The sequence below is a fragment of the Actinacidiphila sp. bgisy160 genome (assembly GCF_057707815.1).
Genome location: NZ_JBYIQW010000002.1, coordinates 212,930 through 229,916 on the forward strand (window position 1 = coordinate 212,930; position 16,987 = coordinate 229,916).

23 protein-coding genes are annotated in these 16,987 nt (G+C 72.6%); 1 reads left to right on the forward strand and 22 read right to left on the reverse strand.

The genetic code is table 11. The features are described 5' to 3' along the window. Positions 1-110 precede the first annotated feature (110 nt). From AC3EUJ_RS03700 to AC3EUJ_RS03800, 21 genes are all read right to left on the reverse strand, one after another. The gene (locus AC3EUJ_RS03700; RefSeq protein WP_431959439.1) at positions 111-644 is read right to left on the reverse strand and encodes a hypothetical protein; all 534 of its coding nucleotides are present in this window, start codon (positions 642-644) and stop codon (positions 111-113) included. 48 nt (positions 645-692) lie between these two features. Continuing rightward, positions 693-1,274: a phage tail tube protein gene (locus AC3EUJ_RS03705; protein WP_431959440.1), complete on the reverse strand. Its 582-nt coding sequence runs from the start codon at positions 1,272-1,274 to the stop codon at positions 693-695. Between the two features lie 73 nt (positions 1,275-1,347). Then, on the reverse strand, positions 1,348-1,785 hold the full coding sequence (locus tag AC3EUJ_RS03710) for a gp17 family tail completion protein (RefSeq protein ID WP_431959441.1): 438 nt from the start codon (positions 1,783-1,785) through the stop codon (positions 1,348-1,350). A 2-nt stretch (positions 1,786-1,787) separates the two neighbouring features. After that, on the reverse strand, positions 1,788-2,060 hold the full coding sequence (locus AC3EUJ_RS03715; RefSeq protein ID WP_431959442.1) for a hypothetical protein: 273 nt from the start codon (positions 2,058-2,060) through the stop codon (positions 1,788-1,790). 41 nt (positions 2,061-2,101) lie between these two features. Further along, positions 2,102-2,632, reverse strand: coding sequence for a hypothetical protein (locus AC3EUJ_RS03720; protein WP_431959443.1), 531 nt, complete (start codon positions 2,630-2,632; stop codon positions 2,102-2,104). After that, a complete protein-coding gene (locus AC3EUJ_RS03725; RefSeq protein ID WP_431959444.1) occupies positions 2,632-2,967 on the reverse strand; it encodes a hypothetical protein in 336 nt (111 codons plus the stop codon). Before AC3EUJ_RS03725 ends, AC3EUJ_RS03720 begins: the two co-directional genes overlap by 1 nt. 16 nt (positions 2,968-2,983) lie before the next feature. Beyond that, positions 2,984-3,448 (reverse strand): IPT/TIG domain-containing protein, encoded by a 465-nt coding sequence (locus AC3EUJ_RS03730; protein WP_431959446.1) that lies wholly within the window; start codon positions 3,446-3,448, stop codon positions 2,984-2,986. An 80-nt stretch (positions 3,449-3,528) separates the two neighbouring features. Then, entirely contained in the window at positions 3,529-4,356 is an 828-nt protein-coding gene (locus AC3EUJ_RS03735) for a hypothetical protein (protein WP_431959447.1), read from the reverse strand. A 27-nt stretch (positions 4,357-4,383) separates the two neighbouring features. Continuing rightward, positions 4,384-4,881 carry a hypothetical protein gene (locus AC3EUJ_RS03740; protein ID WP_431959448.1) on the reverse strand — a complete coding sequence of 166 codons (498 nt, stop codon included), beginning with the start codon at positions 4,879-4,881 and terminating at the stop codon, positions 4,384-4,386. A 130-nt stretch (positions 4,882-5,011) separates the two neighbouring features. Beyond that, positions 5,012-6,307, reverse strand: coding sequence for a phage major capsid protein (locus AC3EUJ_RS03745; RefSeq protein ID WP_431959449.1), 1,296 nt, complete (start codon positions 6,305-6,307; stop codon positions 5,012-5,014). A 159-nt stretch (positions 6,308-6,466) separates the two neighbouring features. Next, on the reverse strand, positions 6,467-8,521 hold the full coding sequence (locus AC3EUJ_RS03750; protein WP_431959450.1) for a 2'-5' RNA ligase family protein: 2,055 nt from the start codon (positions 8,519-8,521) through the stop codon (positions 6,467-6,469). 128 nt (positions 8,522-8,649) lie between these two features. Beyond that, complete coding sequence (locus AC3EUJ_RS03755) at positions 8,650-8,868, reverse strand: hypothetical protein (protein ID WP_431959451.1); 219 nt, start codon at positions 8,866-8,868, stop codon at positions 8,650-8,652. After that, a complete protein-coding gene (locus AC3EUJ_RS03760) occupies positions 8,865-9,056 on the reverse strand; it encodes an Rmf/CrpP family protein (protein WP_431959452.1) in 192 nt (63 codons plus the stop codon). Before AC3EUJ_RS03760 ends, AC3EUJ_RS03755 begins: the two co-directional genes overlap by 4 nt. 16 nt (positions 9,057-9,072) lie before the next feature. Next, positions 9,073-9,615 (reverse strand): hypothetical protein, encoded by a 543-nt coding sequence (locus AC3EUJ_RS03765; RefSeq protein ID WP_431959453.1) that lies wholly within the window; start codon positions 9,613-9,615, stop codon positions 9,073-9,075. A 45-nt stretch (positions 9,616-9,660) separates the two neighbouring features. Continuing rightward, a complete protein-coding gene (locus AC3EUJ_RS03770; RefSeq protein WP_431959454.1) occupies positions 9,661-9,957 on the reverse strand; it encodes a hypothetical protein in 297 nt (98 codons plus the stop codon). A gap of 61 nt (positions 9,958-10,018) precedes the next feature. Then, positions 10,019-10,609, reverse strand: a complete 591-nt coding sequence (locus AC3EUJ_RS03775) for a hypothetical protein (protein WP_431959455.1) — start codon at positions 10,607-10,609, stop codon at positions 10,019-10,021. Between the two features lie 102 nt (positions 10,610-10,711). Continuing rightward, complete coding sequence (locus tag AC3EUJ_RS03780; RefSeq protein ID WP_431959456.1) at positions 10,712-10,963, reverse strand: hypothetical protein; 252 nt, start codon at positions 10,961-10,963, stop codon at positions 10,712-10,714. Between the two features lie 22 nt (positions 10,964-10,985). Next, complete coding sequence (locus tag AC3EUJ_RS03785; RefSeq protein ID WP_431959457.1) at positions 10,986-11,882, reverse strand: hypothetical protein; 897 nt, start codon at positions 11,880-11,882, stop codon at positions 10,986-10,988. Continuing rightward, positions 11,848-12,558, reverse strand: coding sequence for a hypothetical protein (locus AC3EUJ_RS03790; protein ID WP_431959458.1), 711 nt, complete (start codon positions 12,556-12,558; stop codon positions 11,848-11,850). The genes AC3EUJ_RS03785 and AC3EUJ_RS03790 overlap by 35 nt, the downstream gene beginning before the upstream one ends. Positions 12,559-12,606: 48 nt before the next feature. Then, complete coding sequence (locus AC3EUJ_RS03795) at positions 12,607-13,749, reverse strand: NADH-quinone oxidoreductase subunit D (protein ID WP_431959459.1); 1,143 nt, start codon at positions 13,747-13,749, stop codon at positions 12,607-12,609. Between the two features lie 20 nt (positions 13,750-13,769). Then, on the reverse strand, positions 13,770-14,783 hold the full coding sequence (locus AC3EUJ_RS03800) for an SAM-dependent methyltransferase (protein ID WP_431959460.1): 1,014 nt from the start codon (positions 14,781-14,783) through the stop codon (positions 13,770-13,772). Positions 14,784-14,999: 216 nt separating this feature from the next. On the opposite strand from AC3EUJ_RS03800, the gene AC3EUJ_RS03805 reads away from it, so the two are divergent. Then, a complete protein-coding gene (locus tag AC3EUJ_RS03805; RefSeq protein WP_431959461.1) occupies positions 15,000-15,980 on the forward strand; it encodes a carbohydrate-binding protein in 981 nt (326 codons plus the stop codon). A 29-nt stretch (positions 15,981-16,009) separates the two neighbouring features. On the opposite strand, the gene AC3EUJ_RS03810 is transcribed toward AC3EUJ_RS03805, so the two are convergent. After that, positions 16,010-16,951 carry a 1-phosphofructokinase family hexose kinase gene (locus tag AC3EUJ_RS03810; RefSeq protein WP_431959462.1) on the reverse strand — a complete coding sequence of 314 codons (942 nt, stop codon included), beginning with the start codon at positions 16,949-16,951 and terminating at the stop codon, positions 16,010-16,012. Between the last annotated feature and the right edge of the window lie 36 nt (positions 16,952-16,987).

Here is a 16,987-nt window from a genome sequence, read left to right on the forward strand (position 1 = left end):
CACCTCTTCGACAAGCTGGGCAAGCAGTTCTTCGACCTGCCCCCATGGGGCGCGGGCCCGGTCTGGGCGGCGTACCTGCGCGTGCTCTGGCAGGCCCGCGACGAGGACGATCAGCCGTCGGACTCCGAAGAAGCCGGGCTGTCCGGGACGCCGGAAGACGCCGCGAAGGTCGATCCCGGGGTAGTAGTGCGCGAAGTCCGCTTCGAGGTCGCTCCACCGCTCGTGGACGAGGTGAGCGACCGTGCGGCTTCCCCCAGGCTCACGCCGTACAGGGACCACAGGGCCTTGATGAGCCGGATGTAGTCGGGGACCGACGGGCGCAGCCGCGTGAACTCGGCGTACGCCTCCACGCCGAACAGCGACTCCAGGGCGCGCGTGAAGGCCTTGAGGACGCTGTGCGGCAGGTCGGCGCGGTCGAGCAGCGTGTCGACCACGTCATTGCCGAAGGTGGCCGTGGTGGACCGGTTGAGGCGCGACAGGATGCCGGGCAGGTCCAGGTCCGGATCCAGGATCAGGCCGGTGAGGGTGTCCAGCGGCAGCTCCGCGGGGAGCGTGAAACTCCGGCCGCCGAAGCGCACCGGGATGCCGTCCGGGTGCGCGGACTCGCGGCGCGGGGCGTCAAGGTCGATGAGGGGGGCAGACACGGCAGGGCTCCAAGGCTCTGTGGGAAGGGGTGCGTATAACCGGCTTGATCAGGGCGCGACGTCGAACGCGGGGTCGTTGGTGATCGCGTACCAAGGAGCCGTGCCGTCGCCGCCGAGGATGCCGAGCTTGAGCGGCAGGGTGGAGGCGTTGGTCTTCTTGAACTCCAGCTCCACGCCCTCGATCTGGAACACGCGGGGGAAGGCGAAGCGGTAGATCTTGTCGCCGTCGTAGGTCTCCAGCATGCAAGCGCGTTCGATGCGCTCACCGATCTGCGGCGGCGTGAACTTGTAGACCTCCGAAGGGGCAGTGCCGGTCTTGGTGATGGTGCCGCCACCGAACACAGCCTGGAAGTTCGCGCCGGACCACTCCTGCAGGGTGACCTCGATCGACGCGGCGTCCTTGGTCTGCACACGGCGCACGGGGAAGTCGGACTGGGCGGAGGTGATCTCCTGGAAGTCGGGCTCGGTGGAGAACTTGAGGCCGTCTTCCTCGGTGAGGCCGACGCTGATCCATTCCGCGGCGGGCGCGGTGTCCACGTCGGCGGGGAACGCGGTGGCGACGGGCGCGAGGTAGACGAACGTGCGCGCTGCGACAACGAGCTGCTGGGGGTTGGTGACGGCGCCTGGCATGGGCTCTCCCGGACGTGGTGGGGGCGGATCGCGCTGGGGAGCTTCACCGCTGGGGGGTGCTTGCGTCGCGTGCTCAGGCGGGGGCCGGGTGGGAGGTGACGAGCACTCCCGTCGACCAGCGGGGCTGGCCGGTCTCCAGTGGCGTCCACGCCAGCGACCCGGACGGGGACACGGCGGTGATGACGGGTGCGCCCGGCGGGCGGTCCGCGTCGGGCAGGTCGATGCACGCGGCGACGGCGAGGAGCGCCAGGCGGCGGAGCTCCGCTGGCCCCGGCCACCCCGACGGGTGTCCGTACGCCTCGATCGAGATGTCCATGACGGTGTCCCAGCGCAGGGTGCGCAGGTCTCCGCCCGGGCCGGGGGTGACGGTGATGTGCGGCCACGGCTCCTCAAGCAGCCCGGAGACGTGACCGGGGCCGCCCAGGGCCTCGGTCACGTCCGGGTGCTGCTGCAGGTAGGCCAGCACCTGCGGGAGGGGGTCCGCACCGGCCAGCCGTGCCGCGTTGCTCATCGTCAGGTCCGGGCGGCGTAGCCGTTGGCGCGGAGCTGGCGGGCGTAGGCGGCGGACACGGCGGCCTTGGCCCCGGGCAGGAAGTCGCGGCCGTCGATCCTGATGTGGTGGGAGAGGGTGACGACGGTGGGGGCCTCGCCGAGGGCGAGCGCGGGGCCGACGGCGGGGATCTGCTCGGTGGGGGCGCCGGTCGCAATGGCGGGCACTGCGACGGTCGACGCGGCGGCCGCGGCGGTGGCCTTGGTGGCCTTGCTGGTGCTGGTGGAGTCAGTCATGGGCGGGAGGTTGAGGCCCGGCCTGGCCTTGTGTCGCCTGCTCAGCGGCGGGATGCGACCGCCGCGGCGGCCCGCGCCATGAAGTGCGCGCCTGTGGCGACAAGCTGACCTTCGTAGACGGTGCCGTACTCGGACTGCACCACCCAGTTGCCTTGGCAGACCACGGTGGCCGTGACCTTCTTCCCGGTGATGACGGGCGGGGCCGTGTGGATCAGGCGGGCGATGCCGTCCTTGTCGACCTGGCGGGCGCACCGGCAGTTCAACAGGTTGGCGACGGCCCGGCTCGTCTCATCCTTCGGCCACCGGAAGTACGTCTTCTCGCCGACGCCGCGGTGTTGCCGGTCCCAGTCCATGGACGTCACGACGAACCGCAGGTTGTCGGGGACTTCCTGGCCGTGCGCCTCGGCGTGCGTGGGCCGCACCCGCTCGTCGCCGACGGTGATCCACTTCTTGGTGGGCGGGGCGAACCGCTTCGCTTCGGTCTCCACCTGCCGGGCGATCCGCTCGACGTCGGGGGCGACCATCTGGGCCACCATTTCTTCGAGTCCCGGCACGGCCTTGAACTTCGCCATCACACCGCCTTTGGCGGGTCGAGTACGCCGTTGGCCTGGATGTAGTCGGCGCCGCTGTCGACGGGCACGGCGCGCAGCCACGCCCCGGACAGCACCCACGTGAGGGTGCCGTCGGTGATGCGGTCGCCGGGCCGCACAGGCCACTGCGAGGGGTCCAGGCGCAGCGTCCATGACCCGTCGGGCTGTTCGGTCGCTGCGCCTGGCAGGGCGGGGCCGGCCGGGGCCGTCACGGTCGCCGGGTCCGGGGGGACGGGCTGCCCGTAGGCGTCCCGGTCCCACGGGTGTGTCCCTGCCCGCTGGACGGACAGGGAACGGTTCGGCAGGAGAACGGCCACGGCTCGACCCGACCTGTCAGGCGAAGACGAACGCGCTGGTCTTGGTGACCGTGCCGCCGTCGTCGGTGACGACGATGTCGACGGTGGACGCCGCCTTCGCCGGGGTCGTGACGCGTACCTCCGTGTCGGAGACGACGGTCAGGGCCGTGCCCGCCGTGCCGCCGAACGTGACGGCCGTGACGCCGTCTAGGAAGGTGCCCTTGAGGGTGACGACCGTGCCGCCGGCGACGCCGCCGGTAGCCGGGGAGACGGAGGTGATGGTCGCCGGGGGGAACAGTTCGTTGATCTTCGACTGGCGCAGCTTGGTGCCGGCGCGCAGAGAGATCATCTGCATGGTGCCCTGCGGCAGCGCGTCGCCGTCCCAGCGGCGGGTGGACGTCAGATCCTCGGAGACGACCATCAGCGGGTCGGAGTTGTCGGCGACGGCGGGGAAAGCCGCCTTGGTGACCCGACTGCCGTCGGATGCCTTGAAGATGCCCATGGGGGTGCTCTCCCTGCGCGTGGGTGGCTGGTTCGGGCGGATGGTGGCTTCTGGGCGGGGCTACCGTCGCCCGGTGCCGGTCAGGAGTAGGGCCAGGGCATGCGGTGGATGCGCGGCGGGCTGCCGACGGGCATGGCCCGGTACGGCGCGAGATCCTCCAGCGAGGGAAGCGACCCGGGCTGGCCGGTCGTGGGCGTCGCCTCGTACGACACGGACTGGCCCTCGGCGGACACCGATGTGGTGCGCCGTGTGCCGTCACTGCCGCGCGAGCGCAGGGCCTCCCCGGCGTGCGCGGTGACGTACCGGCGGACCGCCGTCTCCGCTTCGGGCTCCAGCCCGGTGCGCACCGTCACGTCGTACAGGCCGTGCCCGCGGTCCACGACGGCGACGACGTCGAAGTCGTCGCCCACGACCAGGTGCCGCCACGTCCGCCAGTCGTCTATGCGGCGCGCTGCCGCCCAGTTCGGCGAGACGCCCGGGTACGTGGCGTAGCCGACGGCCAGGTCACGCCCGAGGTAGTTCCGCACGTCGCCCTGCGCGTCCTCGATGGCCTGCGCGAACCGGTCGCGCTGCTCCGCGCTCAGCGGCAGCTTGATGTCGAGCCGGACCGCGACTTCCTCCGGGGAGGTGACAAGGCCGGTGTCCGTCGGCAGGTCGATGCGCGGGTTGCGGTCCCGTGCCTGCGCGGCCCCGGTCCGCGGAAGGTACTGCACCGCCCCCCAGTACCGGCCGTCGGGCAGGTCCGGCAGGTCGAAGACCCAACGGCCTGCCGCGTCGGGCCCGGTGGGCGCCGGGACGGTGGCGACTGGCGTGCCGGTTCGGTCCGGGGTGTCGTACAGCTCCACGGCGAGCGCCCGGCCGCCGGCCGCCGTGATGTCCACGACCGGACGCCATTCCCACGTGCCCACGGTGCTCCCTCCCTTCTGCTGGTCCGGTCAGTCCTCGATGACGGCGCGCACGTCAGCCTGGTCCTGGAGGCGCTGCAGGACGGCTGCGGCGGTCTCGGCGGACACCTGGGCGTGCCGGGCGACGAGCAGCCGCATGGAGCGGCGGCCGTAGGCGTCGGCGACGTGCTCGATCAGCCGCGCCTGGGAGACCATCACGGTGCCGAACGTCGTGAACGGGGTGAACAGGGCCGCCAGGTCGGCGGGGGGCTCGCCGGTCTCCTCGTCCACGATGAGGCCGATCACGGGCGGCTCGGGCAGCACGTCGGTGGCGGGCTTCGGGGCGGGCGCGGCCGGTTCGGTCTTCTCCGGCTTCGGCGCGGGCGCCTCCAGTGGCGCGGCCGCCGACACGGGCGGCGTCACGGGCTCCGGCTCCGGCTCCGGGGTCACCTCGGGCTCGGGCTCGGGGGCGGCGGGGGTCTCCTCCGGCGCCTGCTCGGGCAGCGGCTCCTCCGCCTCGGCGGCGGGCTTACGGGTACGGGCGGCCATCGTGGTCCTCCAGGGGTGCGGCACGGTCGGCGGTCACGGTGCCTGCCCGGCCCGGCTTGCGTCGCCCGCAGCACGCAGAGCGGCCCCGGGCGTGTGCCCGGGGCCGCTTCATGCCCTACCTGCGGTCAGATCAGGCGGGGGTCGTCCACGAACCGATCACGAAGGACTCGGGACGGTCGACGGTGAAGCCAACCCTGGACTCAGCGCGAATGCTGACGGCTCCGCGCTGGAAGTTGTCCTGGTCCTCGCTGGACACGGTGACCGTGGTGTTCTGCCGGTCGTAGATCTGCGCGCCCATACCGAAGGCGCCGAGCAGGTACTTGCCGGACGGCATCGCGGTCGTCTCCACGACGGGGATGCGCCAGACCTTCTTCTCCGCGCCGACGGCGACGGACATGGCGACACGGAAGGCGCCCGTGTCGTCGGTCTCCAGCTCGACCTTCTCCCACATGTCGGGGGCCACGACGAGGCCGGTCGGCTCGAACTCGGCGAGCAGGGAGCGGGTGATGGCGCGGCGGACCTGCACCGAGTACCCGTCCTGGTTGGAACCCGTGTAGGTCTGGACGCCGGGGGTGTTGAACAGGCCGGTGAGGGCCTGCGAGCCGCCCGTGCCGGACAGGAGGTCGACGTCCTCGCGGAACTTCAGGGCCTCGGTGAGACGGCCCGACAGGAAGCTCTTGAGCATGGGCTCGTCGGCGAGGGTGTTCTTGTGGACGCGGAGGATCGTGGCGATCTCCACGACCGGGTACATCATCGGCTCGAACGTGATGTCCGACTCCTGCGCCTTACCGAACACGTCGGTCGGGCCGCCGGTCGCCGGGGACACGCCGTCCGCGGCGTACCGCTCCTTGACCTGGGCGGCGTTGTTGGTCCACCCGGTCTCGCGGATGCCGTAGAGGATGCTCGCCTTGGTGGTGGCCTTCGGGAACAGGTCCCGGATGTGGGTCTTCCGGCGCTGGTACTCCACCAGGCCGATGTCCTGGGCGGAGCCGAACGCGTTGATGGTCTGGGTACCGGCGGACAGGGAGAAGATCGACTTCCCCTCCAGCTCGGTGCGGATGTACGGGCGGTCGGTGAAGCCGTTGGCGGCCGCACGCTTGTACTCCGGGGACTCCACGAACAGGTCGCCGAGGCTCTTGGCCTCCATGCCGTTGTCGCTGCCGCCGTAGTAGCGGCCGGCGGCCGACGGGGTCTCGGGGGCGTCCAGGTAGGCGTCGATCTCGTCGGCCTGGCGGCGGGAGTCGATGAGGCCCTTGATCTCCTGCGCCTCGCGGATGGCCTTGCGGTAGGCGTCGTTCTGGGCGGTGGAGATCGTGAAGCGGTTCTTCTCGTCGACCTGCCAGGTGTCCGCGATGCGCTGCGCTTCGGCGCGCTTGGCGGCGAGCTCGGTCGTCAGAGTCTTGAGGCTGATGCCTTCGGTGCTCATGGGGTGAATACCTCGGGGGTGCTGGTGGGTGTGCGTTTGGGCGCGGTCGCTCGCCCGGCCAGCACCGGGACGACCCGATCGTCGGAGTCATGTGACAGGGGGTGGAGTGCTTGTGTCGCGTGCTCCCCGCACCAGGTGCGCGGGGAGCAATCGCGCAGGTCAGTCGTCCAGTTCGGCGAGCTGCTTGTGGACGTCGTCGGGGTTGAGCGTGACCGTGTCGCCGTCGCCGTCACTGTCGTAGCTGCCGTCACCGTCGCCGTCGCTGTCGCTGCGGCCGCCGTAGTCCAGGGCGTCGTAGGCGGCGTCATCGGCCCCGGCGTAGTCGCTGCCCATGTCGCTGCTGGGCGGCGGGGGCGGCACGGGCCGGCCGCTGTTCATGCCGTCGTCGCCGTCGTCGCCGTAGTCCCAGTCATCCCAGCCCATCTCGTCGTCGTCCTCCTGGTCGTCTTCGTCGTCGGGGCCGGTTCCGTCGCCGAGGGGGACGGTGGACTGCTGCGGCGCGTCCATCGGCATGCCCTTGCGGGCCAAGGTCGCCATCAGGCGCTGCATGACGGGCCGCAGTGCGGCCAGGGCGGCAGGGCTGGCCTCGGAGGCCTCCAGGGCGCTGGTGGCGTCGTCCAGGCCTGCGGCGGCGGGCTCGATGTACCGGGCGTCGGCGGTCTCCTGCGGGGTCGCCGGGGCGTCGTCCTCGTCGTAGTCCTCGTCGTTGGGGACGGCTACGACGGTCACCGCGACGCGCTGCGGGGCGCCGAGGACCGGGTCGGTGCCCTCGAACCGGTAGGGCACGGAGTAGGTGGCGGGCGAGGAGTAGTCGGGGCTGCCGACGGTGGCGATCACGTGGGTGGGGTACGTCGCCTCAACACAGCACCAGTGGTCCAGGGGGCCCGAGTCGTCGTTGCTGTCGGGGTGGAACAGGGTGCGGATGGCGTCCGTGAGGGCGCGGCGCTGCTCCTCGAAGGAGCCGGGCATGTGGCCGGTCATGTTCTTGGTCTCCAGGGGCGGGCGGGCGGCCGCGACCGCGGCGCGGGCGGTCTTGGTCTGGTAGCGGGTGCGGGGGCGGCTCGGGGGCCGGCGGGCGGCCGCTACGGCGGCGCGTGCGGTCTTGGTCTGGCGGCGGGCGGCCGCCACGGCGGCGCGGGCCGACTTGGTCTCCACAGGCGCGGCCGCGGGCGCTGCCGCAGGCGTGGGCGCGGCGGGCGGCTGGGCGTCCTCCTCAAGGAGGGACAGCGGGATCGGCGTGCGCTCCTGCCCGACCACAACCCACAACTGATCGAAATGCACCGGGGTTGGGGGCACGGCCGGGGTGTCCGCGGGCAGGTCGTAGCCGAGGGTGAGGTGCGGCGTGAACCCGTGGTCGGTGCGGAGCTGCTCGGAGAACACCGACGTGGCCAGGCGGGACGCGACGCGGTCCTGCAGCGCGGTCAGGCCGGGCACGTCCACGGGCACCCAGCACGGGGTGCCGTCCTCGTTCGGCGGGAAGAACCCGATGCCGCCGATGGTGCCCTGCAGCGGCTCCGTGTCGGCCGCCAGGTCGCGCACCAGGTCCGGCAGGTCGTCGGGGTGCCCGCCGAGGTCGCCAGCCTGCCCGAGGTAGGCCAGGGTGACGTGCAGCTCCTCCGGGGCGGTGCCGTCGGGGTGCGCGATCCGCTCCGCCGTGTCCAGGTCCGGGTACAGGGCGATCATTACGCCTTCGCCGACGTTCGGTTCGCCGTGCGGCTGGCCCGGGGTGGCCTTGTACTCCATCTCACCGTTGGCCCCGGCGGGGTTGCCCTTCACCTGCAGACTCATCGTCAGCGGGTGCGCGCCGTGCAGGACGGGGCTGACCTCGAACAGTTCGAGCTTGCGGATCAGCCGCACCCCGGCGCGCTTGGTCGCACCGCCCTTGGGGACGGTGTAGCCGATCGACCACTGGGCGCCCCCGCCCTCCTCGTGCCACTGCTTGACCTGCTCGTACACGTCGCGGCCGCGGGTGGTCTTCATGTTGAACGCGACGTCGGCGACCAGGGCGCCGGCCGCCGGGGGCCACGGCTCGCCCATGGGCGTGTACTTCGGCAGCCGGGAGTCGCCCGGCATCCACTCCTCCACGCCGCGGCAGACCCCGATCGGGTCTTTCCACTCGTGGGAGAACACCGGCTTGACCGGGCGCTTGCGCAGCGTCTCGGTGAAGGCGCCGGGAAGGATCACGTCGCCGACGTCGTCTTCGACACCGGTCACGGCGGCTATGGCTCGGGAGGTCCCCCGCTCGGGGGGCTGAGGGCGGGGGCGCGGCGGCACGGTGGTCCTTCCAGGCCGGGGGCGTTGGCCTGCGTACCGTGCGCGCCGCGTGTGCCTACCGTCCTGCGCTATACCGCCGGGGCGATGGCGGTGAAGGGCTTCACGTGCGCGGCGATGGTGGCGATGAGCGCTTCCGGGCCCGTCCACACCACGTACTCGTCTGCCTTGTAGAAGGGCACGGTGCCGTCGTCGGGGTCGATGACGCGGGCGGTCCGCAGCGCCCGGTAGATCGCGTCGTGCAGCTCCTGGTCGACGGGTGCCGGCTGTCGGGAAGGCCTGCGGGTCACCGGGTGTCGTGCCTGCCGGGGTTGTCGTGGCCGAGCATCCAGAAGTGCCGGTGGAAGCGCTGCACTACGTCTCCGTCGGCCGGGTACGGGCAGGCCTCCACGGCCTTGCCGGTGCGCGCGGCCTCCGCTCCGGCCTTGGCGGAGCGGAAGCCCTCCGTGAGCGTGGCGGGCGGTGTGGTGTCGCTCATCGTGCCTGCCTCCGGGTCACTTCTTGAACGGGTTGGGGGACGAGGAAGGGTCGTCCTCGTCCTCTTCGTCGTCCGGCTCCTCGTCCAGGCCGGGCAGGTCGCCCTCGTCGCCCTCCTCCAGGCCGTCTCCCTCCTCGCCGTCGGCGGGCTCGCCGTCGGGCATGTCGTCGGGGGCGGGCGCACCGCCGCCGGAGGGCGTCATCCCGGCGTCGTCCACGTCAGTGGCCCACGCGTCGGCGTCGGAGTACCGGTAGACCTGGCCGGTGGCGTCACGGACCCACCCGGTGAGGGTGCCGTCCGGGGCCTTCTCAAGCCAAGCCTCCTCCCCGTTCGGGTCGGAGAAATGGTCGGTGACCGACGGGTCGTCGGGCTGCGTCTCGTCCCCCTCGTCGTACAGGTCACCTGCCCACGGGCGGGAGTCGTCGGTGGGCATGGGTGGCTGGCCGGCGTTGGGGTCGGCGGCCGCGGCCGGATCGGCGGCGGCGGGGTCCATGGGCGGTATGGCGGGGCCTCCACCGGGGGCGCCCTTGACCTGGAGCTGCAGTCGGAATCTACGCACGGGCCGGACCATGACCCCCCGGGCGGCCTTGCGTCGCGTCGCCCCTCATCGGCGAGCCGACTTGGTGAGGGACGGGCCCCGGCCGGTGCCGCTGCGGGTCTTCGCGCGGGGCGTCTTGATCTGGGGCTTCCGGGCAGGCGGCTTGGTGGAGCTCTTGCCGTGGTGCCAACCGCCGTGGTGGTGGTCGTCGTCGTCCCAGCGGCTCGACACCGGAGCGCTTCCGCCCGGGTTGGACGGGGCGCAGGCGGCGACGACGGCGCCGATCAGGACGACGATGACGAGCAGGACCAGGACGCCGATGACGGCGTGGAAGTCGGGCGAGCGGCGAAGAGTCGGTCTCATGGCGCGCACCCTGGAGCGCGGCGCGGCCTTGCGTCGAGCCCGGCGGGACCGGCTGCTGCCTTCAGGGGGCAGTGCCCGGCTCGGCGGGGGCAGGGGCGGGATGGGAGCGCCTGTATTCGGCGAGGTGGCGCTGTAGCTCTGCGGCCTTCTGCGGATCCATGTCAAGCTCGAACCGCTCGGCCCGCAAATAGTTCCGGAACGCCCCGAGGAGCGGTTGCAGTGCCCGTGCCAGCGCACCGAGGGCAACTCCGAAGACGCCAAGCGCGGCACAGAAGCTGGAGTAGATCGCCAGCCAACGCGCGGGCCCATGCCCATCCACCGCTGCCCAGAGAACGACCAGGCATAGAGCTGCAACCAAGGCCAGAACGAGCCCGATCCATACGCAACCTGCCGCCATTAACTGGCCGGATGCGGCTGTTCTGGCCCTAGAGGCGCGCGTATCCATGGCGGCCAGCCGTGCAAGCTGAGCCTCAGAGGGGGCGATGCCCGCGTCGATGTTGCGCATTGCATCGGCCTTGGCAGCGAGCCCTTCAGCCAACGCGTTCTTCGCGTGCTCGCTGCCCATGTGGAGGAAGGCATGCGTTTCAACGAAGCCGAGCACCAACACCGCCGCGATTACGGCGGATACGATGGCCGCGTAGTCGTCGGTCATGGTCAATTGCCTTGCCAGCATTGCCCCTCCGGTGCCTTGCGCGGCCTGAGTTGCTCCGGGCCGCTGCTGATGCGGGTGGCGATTCTCCCGCGTCTCCTGCGGTCAGTGCACGGCCCCGGCGGGGCGGGGCGGGCCCGCTGGAGCGGGCACCTGCCCCGTCACCTCCATCACCTTCGTCCAGGACTCCAGCACCCCCAGCACCGCGCGGGCGTTGGTGCCGTCCAGGTCCGGCAGCCGCGTGAACATTGCTGCGACCCGCTGCGACCCGATGACGGGCCGGGCCCGCTGCCCGGTCAGTCGCACCGAGTACAGCGACCCGTCATCGAATGCGCCCTTCACCTGCACGACGCTCACCGCCGCCACATCCCTTCCGCCGTCACGGCCTGCGGCCCAGTACGGCGAGTGCGCCGAACAGGAACTTTCGCAGGTCGTCGTCCAGATACCACGAGTCGGAGAACAGTGACTCAAGGCCCACGGGCAGGAGCTGCCACGACTTGCCGTCGCGGGCGTCCATGCCGGCCAGTAGGTCCGCCCAGTAGCCGTCACGGGCCGTCGCGTCGGCACGGTGCCCGCGGGTGGGGAACCGGTCGGCGAGACGGACCTGCGTGTTGCGCTTGCGGTTCCCGATGCGGCCGGTGGACGTCCGCAGCCAGTGGTAGGCCTCCGAGGCGGCCGCCAGGTCCGGGATGGAGTGCTGCATGTGGTGGCCGAGCTGGTGGAGGGCCTGCGCGTCCAGGGTCGGCGCGGACGCCACCGAGGCGCCCTCACTTCCAAGGGCGGCTTCGCCCAGGTCCACGTTGTAGTAGCCGCGGGTGAGGCCGTCGGGGTGGACCGTCAGCTCCTCGGCCGCGCTCAGCCAGTCCGTGGGCAGGAACTGCAGGGACCGCTTCACGGCCTCCTTGCTGTCGCCGTCGGGGCCGCCCACGGCCATCGTGTCGGCGCCCGGGCCCATGGGCCGGATGTCACTGAGGGCGGCCAGCGAGGCCTCCCGCAGCGCCCGGTTGTAGGCCTCTTCCATGCGGCGGGCGTCCGCCGCGGCGTGCCGCGCCTCGGTCTCGGCCCCGGCAAGGTCGAGCTCGGCGCCACGGTTCCCGGATCGGGCCTGCGCGGTGACCTGCGCGACCCGCTCCACGGCGCGCCGCTCGGTGTCGCGGGCGGCCGCCACGGTGGCGTGCGGGTCCGCTCCCAGCTCGGGCGCGGCCTGCCGCATGCGGGTCAGCACGTCGGCGTCCACGGCGTCACCCGCGCCCAGCAGCGTGTCCAGGTGCCGCATCGCGCTCTCGCCCGGTACGCCGTCGGCGGCACGGTCGGCCGTCCACCGCGTGCCGTCGGAGACTCCCGGCAGACGGCCGGCCTCGAGGTCCGCCGTGCTCGTACGGCGCCAGCCGATGACGCGGCGGGCAATCTGCCCGAAGCGGCCCGGCTCGGGCATCTCCCCGGCCTGGCGGGCGACGGCTTCGGCGCTGTCCGCGCCGTCCTCCGCGCCCTGATACGGCGTCGGCGACCAGGGAGCGCAGCCCCACGGCCTCCGGCCAGGACTTGATGCGTCGTGCGAGGCCCTTGCCGATGCGGGACAGCCGCTCGCGGTCCCGGTCGCGCCACTTCTCGGCGGCCTTGCGGGCCACGGACCGCACCCACTCGGCGACCTTGCGGGCGATGCGCTTGATGAACGCCCAGATCCGCGCCCACAGGCCCGGGCGGGGCTCCTCCCCGGTGGCGTCGGTGACCGCTGCGGCGATCCGCCCGGCCACGGCCTGCTCACCGTTCTGCAGGGCGGCCGCGGCCTCGGCGGCGATCCGGTCGGCCTCGGCCGTGGTGAGGGTGCCGTTCGTGGCGGCGCCGGCGATGCGGTTCAGCGCGGGCGTGACGGCCTGCGTGACGTGGTCGCTGACGGCCCGGGTCTCGGCCTGCGCCCGGCGGCTGCCGAAGCCGAAATCGTCGGAGGTCATCTGCTCGGCTATGGACTGCCGCAGGGCGTGGATGCTGCCGGGGGTGGCTCACTTGTCGATGTCGCCGACCACGAAGAACATCGAGCCCAGGATCGCGACCATGTCGGCCACCAGCGTGCCCGGCAGCAGTACGGCCAGCGCCTGGATGTTGTTGTAGGACGCCGAGCGCAGCTTCAGCCGGTACGGCGTCTTCTCGCCCTTGGACACCAGGTAGTAGCCGTTGAGCCCGAGCGGGTTCTCGGTCCAGGCGTACGTGTGGCCCTCCGGGGCCTTGAGCACCTTCGGCAGCCGCTGGTTGACAGGTCCCGGGGGCAGCTCGGCCAGCCGGTCCAGGCAGGCGTCGGCGAGGTCCAGGGCGTTGTGGGTCTGCTGCAGCAGTACCTCGAAGCGGGCCAGGCAGTCGCCCTCGGTGCGGGTGGGGACCCGCAGGGTGTCCCGCAGCTCCCCGTAGGCCAGGTAGGGCTCGTCGCGACGCAGGTCGAAGTCGACGCCCGAGGCGCGGGCGATCGGCCCGCTCACGCCGTAGGCGTGCACCTCCCGGGCGGGGAGGACGCCGACGCCGCGGGTGCGGCCGCGGAAGATCTCGTTGCCCAGGACGAGGTCGTCGAAGGTCCCCATGCGCGAACGCACGGCGGCGACGGCGGCGCGGACCCGGCCGTGCCAGCCGTTCGGGAGGTCCTCCTTGAGGCCGCCGACGCGGTTGAACATGTAGTGCATGCGGCCGCCGGAGACCTCCTCCATGACCGCCTGCAGGTCCTCGCGCTCGCGGAACGCGTGGAAGATCGGGGTGATCCCGCCCAGTTCGAGGGGGTAAGAGCCGAGGAACATCAGGTGGTTGAGCACCCGGTTCAGCTCGGCGAGCAGCGTGCGGGTCCACACCGCGCGCTCGGGTACCTCCATGCCGAGCATGCGCTCAACGGCGAGCACGACACCGAGTTCGTTGGAGAAGGCGGAGAGCCAGTCGTGCCGGTTGGCCAGCATGATGATCTGGCGGTAGTCCCTGGCCTCGAAGAGCTTCTCGGCGCCGCGGTGCATGTACCCGATGACCGGCTCCGCCGAGCTGATCCGCTCGCCCTCCAGGCTCAGGCGCAGGCGCAGCACTCCGTGCGTCGAGGGGTGCTGCGGGCCGATGTTCAGCACCATGTCGGTGCCCTCGGCCGCGCCGCCGATGCCGATCGTGGTCTCCGTCATGGCCCCAGTTTCCCATCCCTTCACGCGTCCCGGGCCGTGCCCCCCGGGGCCTTTCCGGCCGCCGGCACGGGCTGCTCCAGCCAGAGGAAGCCGCCCAGCCCGGACGGGTCGGTGAGCTCGGCGGCCTCACCGGCGCGGGCCAGGGCGCGCACGTACCCGGCGGGGTCGGAGGAGGCCCGCGAGAGCGGCGGCCGGGCCCCCGTGACCCCCAGGCCGCCCAGGGCCTCGCGCTGGGTGCGCAGGACCGCCCCCGGGCCCGCGCAGGCGTCCATCGCCACGTGCGCCGTGATGTCGCAGGAGCCGTCGGGCACCGGCGGCGAGAGCTCACGGCCCTCCCGGAACGCGGTGAGCGTCCCGTACGGCGGGCGGGCCCCGGCGACGTGGCCGTAGTCGACCGCGACGGCGAGCCCGGCCTCCAGGCAGGCCACCGCGGCCGCCCAGGCGGAATCCCGCCAGCGGCCGATCTCCGCCCGGGTCCCGGCCTGCGCGCCCTCGATGGGCCACCAACGGCGCAGCCACTCGGCGTCCTCCCCGGCCACCGCGTCGCCGAGGCGTTCGGCGCCGTCGCGGGCACGGACGAGGACGTGGCGGGGCACGCCCTGCGCGTCGGTCTGCGCCACCGCGACCGGCACGTTGTCCAGCCACTCGTTGGCGAAGAGCAGGCCCCGCAGGCCCCGCGGCAGCTCTTCGGACCAGCTCACCCGGGCGTCCAGGCCGTCCGGTCGCGGGGCCTTCTCCACCGCGTACGGCCGCAGGCGGGCGGTCAACGTGGCGGGAACCACATCGAGCACCCCGGCGAGCAGTTCCCCCGCGCCCGCGCCGACGTCCACCAGGGCCAGCTCGACGGGGTGCCCGAGGTCCGCGTCGACGCGCTCGAGGAGGCGGGCGACGGCCCCCGCGAACAGCGGCGAGGCATGGACCGAGGTGCGGAAATGGGCGGCCGCGCGCTCCCGCCGGAAGAACCCTCCCGGGCCGTACAGGGCCCGCTCCGTGGCCTCCCGCCACCCCGTCCACGCGGCTGTGCTGTCGATCACGCCTCCACCGTATGTGCACAACCCGGGGCTTCGGACGGTTGAGCGGCTCGTCACCGGTTCCAGGTAGGGTGCCGTGGTCAGAGGTGTGTCCGCCCGTGACGGCCGCGGATGAATCGATCATGAATATCGGCCATCAGGACGACGCACGCCTTTTGCCGGATGGCCCGGTACTGATAGGTGCTGTGCAAGCGACAGGCAGTGGAAGGTGAAGAGCGGATGACGGCCGGCAACAACGGTGCCCCCGAGCCCGGGAGTGACGACCCCTTCGCGTACCTGTACCGCCAGGACGGCGAGGAGCCGGGTCAGGCGGCTGCTGCCCAGCCCGGTGTGCCCCGCACCTCGTACAACCAGGTGCAGCGGGTCGGTGAGCGGCGCCCGCAGCAGCCGCAGCAGCCCGGCTACGGCTACCCGCAGCAGCAGCCCGGGTACGGTCAGCAGCCGCCGTCCTACGGTCAGCCGCAGCCCCAGCAGGCCCAGGCGACCCAGCAGCTCCCCCAGGGCCCCGGCGGCCCGTCCGGACCGGCCGGCGGCGGCAGCCGCCGCGGAGTGCCCCCGCGCGCCGGCGGCCCCAACAACAAGAGTCTTCTGATCGGCGCCGTCGCCGTGGTCGCCGCCGTCGCGATCGGCATCGGCGTCGCCATCGCGGGCGGCGACGATGACACGAACCCGCAGGCGGGCGGTACCTCCACCCCGACGGCGAGCAGCGACGGCGGCAAGGGCGACAGCTCCGGCGAGCCCTCGGCTTCGGCGAGCGCGACCGAGCCCGGTGTCATCGACGCGGCCTCGCTTCCCAAGGCGGGCGGCGCACGGGTCGGGTCCCAGTACAAGGGCACCTTGGCGGCGGGCGGCAACTATGTCGAGAACATGAGCGCGGTGGGAGCTTCGGTGACCTGGAAGGTCGACGTGCCGAAGGACGGCTCGTACGACTTCTGGATCCGCTACGCCAACGCGGAGAAGGACCCGGCCAGCGCCACGACCGTGGTCAACGGGACACCCCAGAGCTACAAGCCGGACCTGAAGAACTACGGCAAGAAGGGCGACTGGAACGCGTGGTACCGCTCCTATGTCACCCTCGACCTGAAGCAGGGCACCAACACGATCGCCCTGACCTGCGGGCAGGGCGACGCCTGCCACTTCAACCTCGATCAGCTGGCGCTCCTGGACAAGGGCAAGTCGCCCGAGGGCTGGGGCCGCTGAACCGGCCGTAGCCCGCCCTGCCGGGCGGGCTACGGCCGTGAGTCGCCCTCCCGGTTCACATCGACCCGCCCCAGCAGGTCCTCGTACACCCCGCGGTCGAACTCGCCCGCGACCGGTGCCGCCACGGTGGCCGCCGAGAGGGCGACGGCGCGGGCGAGCCGCTGCGGCCAGTCCAGGCCCTCGACGATCCCGGAGAGCAGGGCGGCGACGGCCGAGTCGCCGGCGCCGGCGGGGTTGCCGGGGACGGGGGCCGGGGGACGGGCGGTCCACACGGTGCCGTCCTCGGCGAGGGCGAGCATCCCGTCGGGGCCGAGCGAGGCGGCGACGGCGCGAGCCCCGCGGCGGCGGGCGTCACGGGCGGCCCGCATGGGTTCCGTCGCGCCGGTGAGCCCGGTCAGTTCGGTGGCGTTGGGCTTGACCAGGTCGGGGCGGGCGGCCAGGCCGCGCCGCAGGGGCTCGCCGCTGGTGTCCAGCAGGACCGGGACGCCCGCGGCGCGCGCGTCCCGGACGAGCTCGGCGTAGCAGCCGACGGGCAGCCCGGGCGGCAGGCTGCCGCACAGGGCCACGGCGCGCGTCGCGCCGCCCTCCAGGTACTTGCGGTACGAGCCGAGGAAGGCCCCCCACTCCTCCGAAGTGATCGTCGGACCGGGCTCGTTGAACATCGTGGTGTCGCCGCCCGACTCGTCCACGACGCCCACCGTCCGCCGGGTGCTGCCGCAGGTGGGCACGAGGGCGTCCGAGACGCCGTCGATCCCCGCCAGATACGAGCGCAGCCGGTCCCCGGAGGCGCCGCCCGCGAAGCCGGTCGCGACGGCCTCGTGGCCGAGCGCGGCGAGGACGCGGGCGACGTTCAGCCCTTTGCCGCCGGGGCGTTCGGCGGCCTCCGACACCCGGTGGGTGGTGTGCGGCCGCAGCCGGGGGACGCGGTAGGTCACGTCGATGGCGGCGTTCAGCGTGACGGTGACGATCACCGCATGATCCCTTCGAACAGCGTGTGCGATGGGAAG

Excerpts from the sequence above, each read along its gene's own strand:
- AC3EUJ_RS03720 (WP_431959443.1), bottom strand. The coding sequence starts at position 2,632 with ATGGCGAAGTTCAAGGCCGTGCCGGGACTCGAAGAAATGGTGGCCCAG.
- AC3EUJ_RS03790 (WP_431959458.1), bottom strand. The coding sequence starts at position 12,558 with ATGACCTCCGACGATTTCGGCTTCGGCAGCCGCCGGGCGCAGGCCGAG.
- AC3EUJ_RS03795 (WP_431959459.1), bottom strand. The coding sequence starts at position 13,749 with ATGACGGAGACCACGATCGGCATCGGCGGCGCGGCCGAGGGCACCGAC.
- AC3EUJ_RS03775 (WP_431959455.1), bottom strand. The coding sequence starts at position 10,609 with ATGACCGACGACTACGCGGCCATCGTATCCGCCGTAATCGCGGCGGTG.
- AC3EUJ_RS03760 (WP_431959452.1), bottom strand. The coding sequence starts at position 9,056 with ATGAGCGACACCACACCGCCCGCCACGCTCACGGAGGGCTTCCGCTCC.
- AC3EUJ_RS03785 (WP_431959457.1), bottom strand. The coding sequence starts at position 11,882 with ATGCGGCACCTGGACACGCTGCTGGGCGCGGGTGACGCCGTGGACGCC.
- AC3EUJ_RS03730 (WP_431959446.1), bottom strand. The coding sequence starts at position 3,448 with ATGGGCATCTTCAAGGCATCCGACGGCAGTCGGGTCACCAAGGCGGCT.
- AC3EUJ_RS03770 (WP_431959454.1), bottom strand. The coding sequence starts at position 9,957 with ATGAGACCGACTCTTCGCCGCTCGCCCGACTTCCACGCCGTCATCGGC.
- AC3EUJ_RS03740 (WP_431959448.1), bottom strand. The coding sequence starts at position 4,881 with ATGGCCGCCCGTACCCGTAAGCCCGCCGCCGAGGCGGAGGAGCCGCTG.
- AC3EUJ_RS03745 (WP_431959449.1), bottom strand. The coding sequence starts at position 6,307 with ATGAGCACCGAAGGCATCAGCCTCAAGACTCTGACGACCGAGCTCGCC.
- AC3EUJ_RS03805 (WP_431959461.1), top strand. The coding sequence starts at position 15,000 with ATGACGGCCGGCAACAACGGTGCCCCCGAGCCCGGGAGTGACGACCCC.
- AC3EUJ_RS03710 (WP_431959441.1), bottom strand. The coding sequence starts at position 1,785 with ATGAGCAACGCGGCACGGCTGGCCGGTGCGGACCCCCTCCCGCAGGTG.
- AC3EUJ_RS03705 (WP_431959440.1), bottom strand. The coding sequence starts at position 1,274 with ATGCCAGGCGCCGTCACCAACCCCCAGCAGCTCGTTGTCGCAGCGCGC.
- AC3EUJ_RS03715 (WP_431959442.1), bottom strand. The coding sequence starts at position 2,060 with ATGACTGACTCCACCAGCACCAGCAAGGCCACCAAGGCCACCGCCGCG.